General features: G+C 64.2%; 1 protein-coding gene. It reads right to left on the reverse strand.

Features of this window, described 5'->3' with window-relative positions; genetic code table 11:
- Nucleotides 1-304: 304 nt before the first annotated feature.
- Nucleotides 305-613 (reverse strand): ferrochelatase, encoded by a 309-nt coding sequence (locus tag AC01FP_RS18425; protein ID WP_474482309.1) that lies wholly within the window; start codon nt 611-613, stop codon nt 305-307.
- Between the last annotated feature and the right edge of the window lie 88 nt (nt 614-701).

Here is a 701-nt window from a genome sequence, read left to right on the forward strand (position 1 = left end):
TTGTCTATTCGCGCGGGCGCTTCGCCGTCGAAACCGCCGGCTTGCCCGCGCTCTACCTCCCCGCCTGGCCGGAGGTGACGCGGGTGGTGGATGATTGCCAGTAGCACGGCATAGGCGATTGTTCTGATCGCAAACTTACCATCCCGCTCCCTCTCGCTCGCCCTTTCCTTGTCATTCCCGCGAAGGCGGGAATCCAGGGAAAGGTATTAGCCATGGATCCCCGCCTTCGCGGGGATGACAAACACGTGGGACATGCAAGGGATGCATGGCGGTCCCCATATGCATCCGATGGTATCGGTATGTCTTAGCCTAATGGCGCGATCCAGCCGGCCAGTTCGCGCCGGATCAGGGATTCCAGCATGGCCATGCCCGGCGCACCGGTGTTGAGGCAGGCGAGCGCGGCGAAATGCTCGCCCCCGGCCTCGATGAACGACTCCTTCCCTTCCAGCGCGATTTCCTCCAGCGTTTCAAGGCAATCGGCGGAGAACCCGGGGGTCGCCACGGCCAGCTTGCGGGTGCCGTTGCGCGCCTCTTCCTCCAGCGTGGTGTCGGTCGCCGGCTCCAGCCACTTGGCCCGGCCGAAGCGCGACTGGAAGGTGGTGACAAACCGCATGCCGGGCCGGTTCATTCGAGCTCGAGGCCCTTGGATTCGAACTTGTTGGTCAGCACGCGCACCGGCGTCGTGGTGGGGTCGACGTTGA

It is taken from the genome of Cyanobium sp. NIVA-CYA 375, from assembly GCF_056108345.1.

Bases quoted from the DNA above. Each gene is read 5' to 3' on its own strand.
- AC01FP_RS18425 (WP_474482309.1), bottom strand. From the start codon at position 613: ATGCGGTTTGTCACCACCTTCCAGTCGCGCTTCGGCCGGGCCAAGTGG.